At 62.7% G+C, this 3225-nt stretch carries 4 protein-coding genes; 1 reads left to right on the top strand and 3 read right to left on the bottom strand.

The genetic code is table 11. The features are described 5' to 3' along the window. The first annotated feature begins 107 nt into the window (after positions 1 to 107). The gene (locus A2J03_RS25225) at positions 108 to 1121 is read left to right on the top strand and encodes a helix-turn-helix domain-containing protein (RefSeq protein WP_068379627.1); all 1014 of its coding nucleotides are present in this window, start codon (positions 108 to 110) and stop codon (positions 1119 to 1121) included. A 6-nt stretch (positions 1122 to 1127) separates the two neighbouring features. On the opposite strand, the gene A2J03_RS25220 is transcribed toward A2J03_RS25225, so the two are convergent. The 3 genes from A2J03_RS25220 to A2J03_RS25210 form a co-directional block, all read right to left on the bottom strand. Continuing rightward, on the bottom strand, positions 1128 to 2117 hold the full coding sequence (locus A2J03_RS25220; protein ID WP_068379624.1) for an NAD(P)/FAD-dependent oxidoreductase: 990 nt from the start codon (positions 2115 to 2117) through the stop codon (positions 1128 to 1130). After that, positions 2107 to 2427, bottom strand: coding sequence for a ferredoxin (fdxA, locus tag A2J03_RS25215; RefSeq protein ID WP_068379621.1), 321 nt, complete (start codon positions 2425 to 2427; stop codon positions 2107 to 2109). The genes A2J03_RS25220 and fdxA overlap by 11 nt, the downstream gene beginning before the upstream one ends. Then, a partial coding sequence (locus tag A2J03_RS25210) for a molybdopterin dinucleotide binding domain-containing protein (protein WP_331712400.1) occupies positions 2424 to 3225 on the bottom strand: 802 nt, incomplete at its 5' end. The genes fdxA and A2J03_RS25210, both read right to left, overlap by 4 nt.

Genomic DNA, 3225 nt, shown 5'->3' with positions numbered 1-3225 from the left:
CACCGAGTCAGGCCCGATCGACCGGACCGACGAATTCTCGACGACGTCACGATTTCTCAACATCGGCGAAATAAACGGGGATATGTTCTACCGAGAGGAGGAAATCCATGCTGAACAGATCTGGGTTTGCCCTGCCGGCTCGGACGACCAGCGCCGTCGACTGGGCCGATATGCTGCAAGCGCATTTCGTCGCGCTCGATGTTGCGGATATCGGGGACAGTCGCTTCACCGGGTCGGTGCGTTCGCAGTCGATTGCACATCTCAAGGTCTCCAGCGTCGATGCGACCAGTCAACGGATCGAACGCAACAGCACGTTGATCGACTCCGACGGCTGCGACTTCCTGCAGATCGGCATGATTCGGAGAGGCGAGGCCATCGTCCGTCAGGATGATCGCGAATGTGTGCTCAGCCGAGGCGATTTCGCCATCTACGACACCTCTCGCCCGTTCGATTGGATCGTCAACGGCGATCCTCATGACGATCAGTGGTCGCTGGAGGTCTTCACGTGGCCGCGTGCGTTGATTTCACTTGCCGAGCACGAATCGGCAGGGCTTACCGCCGTGCGGTTCGACGGCCGCAGCGGAATGAGCGGTGTGTTGGGCCGATTCCTCCATGACCTCGCGACTGCGCGATCGGCTTTCGACTCGGGCGGTGCATGTGCGGTTGCCGACGAGGTCGGCGACCTGGTCAGTGTGATCGCGCGTACCACTCTGGGCTCGGCTCCCGCTACAGCCGGCCGCAGTCTGATGCCAGAAATCGACCGGTTCATCGAGGACAACCTCGCCGACCCAGACCTGACACCGACTACGATCGCTACCGCGATGCTCATCTCCACTCGGCAACTGCACCGGTTGTTCGCAGAGAGTCGAAAGACGCTCTCGCGGTCGATCCGTGTGCGCCGACTGGAGAAGTGTCGTCGCGACATCGTCGCCAGCGTGGCAGTCGACCGATCTCTCGGCCAGATCGCACAGCGATGGGGCTTCACCGACCTCACGGTCTTCAGTAGAGCGTTCAAGGAGCAGTACGGCGTCAGTCCGAGGCAGTACCGCGCCGCAGCGGCGGAGCGGTCGGGTGACGTCCGCGCCGTCACCCGACCGCATCGGACCAGCGATCAGGAGTGAGGCGGATCAGGCCTGGTCGCTGGAATGCCCGGGTGTCACTTGCTCACCTGAATTGATCAGGGCTGCAATGTGATTGACCGCGACAGCGGCTTCGGCGAAACCCACCGCGATGAGTTTGACCTTGTTGTCGTGTCCGGCAACGTCACCGGCGGCGAACACTCGGGATCGGTTGGTGCGCATGGAACGATCGATCGCGATGTCGCGTCCATGTTTGTCCAACCCCCAGGTGCCGATCGGCCCCAGCGCCGCCTTGAATCCCAACGCAGCGACCACGCTGGTAGCAGGCAACTCCCGGGACTCGCCGGTCTCGGACTCCACAATGGTGACCGATCGGACCGTGTCTTCACCCGATATTCGTTGTACCTCGAAGGGAGTCAGTACCGAGACCGAGGAATCCTCGAGCAGCTTCAGGCTGTGCTCGTGTGCGCGGAAGCTGTGTCGTCGGTGGACGAGAGCAACGGACGCTGCGACCGGTTCCAGGCTCAGCGCCCAGTCCACCGCCGAATCACCGCCGCCGACGACCAGCACGTCGTGGCCGGCCAGATCGTCGAGGCGTGGAACGAAGTAGCGCAGTCCGCGTTCGAGGAACTCGGATCCAGCAGGCAGCGGGCGTGGTGTGAATTTGCCGATTCCTGCCGCGATCAACATGGCTTTTCCCGTGACGGTCGCGGCGCGGTCCGTCGTCACCACCACGTGTTCGTCGCTTTCGACGGCTGTCATCGCGACGTGCTCCATCAGGTACACGGGGTCGGCCTGCGATGCCTGTTCCACCAAGGCGTCGACCAGACTCTGCGCCCGGACAGCGGGATAGCCGGCGACGTCGAAGACGAGCTTCTCTGGATAGAGGGCAGTCATCTGACCGCCGGGGTGGGGGAGGGCGTCGATGACCGCAACTCGCATTCCGCGGAATCCGGCGTAGTAGGCGCCGTAGAGCCCTACCGGTCCTGCGCCGATGATGATCAGGTCGCAGTCGATGTCGATCGGATCAGTTGTCACCGGTGCTCATCTCCGCAATCGCCGGGTGATCTCGTCCGATCGGCCCGAAATCCTCTGCGCCTCCTGATGCTTCGGTTTCGTCGAAGAAGACTGCCGCAATGTCGACGAACACGCTCTTGTCCTCCGGCAGCTTGTGCTCCCAGTAGATCGCGTCGTTGGGGCACGCCGGAACGCACTTGCCGCAGTCGACGCACTCGTCGGGATTGATGTACACCATGCGGGCGCCCTCGTAGATGCAGTCGACGGGGCATTCCTCGACGCAGGACTTGTCGAGTTCGTCGACACACGCGTCGGTCACGACGTAGCTCATGCGACGACCCCCTCGACCAGAGCGACCTCGACGAGGGTGTCCGAGAAGGTGGGGGCGTTGCCGAGGTCGGCGAAGACGGTGGGGTTCAGCGACGCCGGCGTCGACAGCGACAGAGAGTTCTTCCGCCAGTAGCCCATCGAACAGACGGTGACGCCTGCCATCACGGACTTGTCCACCTTGGCTATGACGACGAACTCGCCACGCTCGTTGAATACCCGGACCTGCGCGCCCGACTCGATGCCGCGTGCCGCCGCGTCGACGGGGTTGATCAGAAGCGAGGGTTCGCGCTGCACCTTCTGGTGCACCTCGATGTTGCCGAAGCTGGAGTTGAGGTACGCGTGCGACTTCGGGGTCAGTAGATTCAGTGGAAACTTGGCGGCCAGTTCAGGATTCGCACGACTGGACTCGCGCGGGGCAATGTAGTGCGGAAGCGGATCGACCGGCTGGCCGGGCTGATGATCGTTCGATCCTTGGCGGAACAGCGGGAGTACGAAGTTTCCGCCTGCCGCGGCCGAGGACACGAATTCGGTCTTGCCGGAGGGAGTTTTGAAGTTGCCCTCTGCGTGGGGTGCGTACTCGTCGGGAGCTGGAAGATTGAGACGCTGCCAACCTTTCTCCTTCAGTGATTCGATTGTGATGCCTTCCATGGCGGGTGATTCCCAGTCGTATGCCTCGGCGATCAGCTCCTCGTCCGTGCGGGTGAACGCAGGCTCCGTGAAGCCCATGGCCGCGGCCAATCGGCGGAACAGTTCGGTGTTCGGTATGGCCTCGCCACGCGGCTCGATCGACTTGTTGTTG

This window comes from Rhodococcus sp. EPR-157 (genome assembly GCF_001647195.1).
GTDB lineage: Bacteria > Actinomycetota > Actinomycetes > Mycobacteriales > Mycobacteriaceae > Rhodococcoides.
Note: the sequence above shows the minus strand (reverse complement) of the source record. Positions and strands in the feature narration are given on the sequence as shown.

What these genes read in the sequence shown, in the direction of transcription:
- A2J03_RS25225 (WP_068379627.1), top strand. Translation starts at nt 108, where the DNA reads ATGCTGAACAGATCTGGGTTTGCCCTGCCGGCTCGGACGACCAGCGCC.
- fdxA (WP_068379621.1), bottom strand. Translation starts at nt 2,427, where the DNA reads ATGAGCTACGTCGTGACCGACGCGTGTGTCGACGAACTCGACAAGTCC.